1 protein-coding gene is annotated in these 1,054 nt (G+C 69.7%); it reads right to left on the bottom strand.

All coding sequences use genetic code 11. From position 1 onward, the window contains the following. Positions 1 to 601: 601 nt before the first annotated feature. A partial coding sequence (locus ACWGKS_RS30120) for a zinc-binding dehydrogenase (RefSeq protein ID WP_452525131.1) occupies positions 602 to 1,054 on the bottom strand: 453 nt, incomplete at its 5' end.

Raw genomic sequence — 1,054 nt, 5'->3', positions numbered from 1 at the left:
ACAGATCTCCGGAAAGCCTCGAATCCTGACCCCCGATAAGTCAATGTTCTAGGAAGTCAGGCCCTCAGGGGCTCTCAGAGTCCACCCGCCACCCCACAGGGGTCCGCCAACGTTATTCAGCGCAAGACCCAGAGCAGCGAAAACGCGATGGATACACCCACCGCTGTACCAACGGGGGCGCCTCACCGAAGCGGGTCACACCCCTCCACGCTCCCCAGGTCAGATCCCCAAGAGCCACCACCCACTCCCATCACTCTTCTTCCCGGGGTCAGCGTGCCGGCCCGACCGGTGGCCCAGGTCCGTGAGGAGGTCACCGGCCGGCTGTGGCGGGCGCTGGGCGATCTGATCGCCGCCACCCAGCAGACGAGCCTGGAGAAGATGCTCGTGGTCGGCCAGGACGAGCGCTCCTCGCTTCCTGGACCGGCTGCGCGCCAAGGGTTACCCGGTGCGAGAGGAGGACGTGGTGCACCTGTCGGCATTCGTGCGCACCCACATCAACGTGCACGGCCACGACTCGTTCCCGCCCCCGGACATGCCCGGCGGGCGCCGCCAGGACCGCCCACGGTCGGGCGGCCCCGGTGAGGCCGTGGCCGGTGCCGTGTCAGGGCGTGATGAGGACCTTCAGGCTCTTGCGGTCGTCCATGTCCTTGTAGCCGGCGGGCACGCCGGCCAGGTCGGTGGTGGCGTCGAAGACCCTACCCGGCTCGATGGTGCCGTCCAGGATGTCGGGCAGCAGCTCCTCGATGTAGGCGCGTACCGGGGCGGGCCCACCCGCCAGGCGGATGTTGTGCCGGAACAGGCTGGCGAAACCGATCGGCGCCTCCTCGTACTGCGGCACGCCCACCCGGCTGATCACACCGCCGGGGCGAACGACACCGACGGCCTGCTCATAGGCGGGCACGTGCCCGACCGCTTCGAGGACGGCGTGCGAGCCATGGCCCCCGGTGAGCTCACGGACCCGGGCGATGCCCTCCTGGCCACGCTCGGCGACCACGTCGGTGGCGCCGAACTCCCGGCCCAGGTCGGTGCGGGCCTGGTGGCGTCCCATGAGGAC

It is taken from the genome of Nocardiopsis sp. NPDC055879, assembly GCF_053615935.1.
Note: the sequence above shows the minus strand (reverse complement) of the source record. Positions and strands in the feature narration are given on the sequence as shown.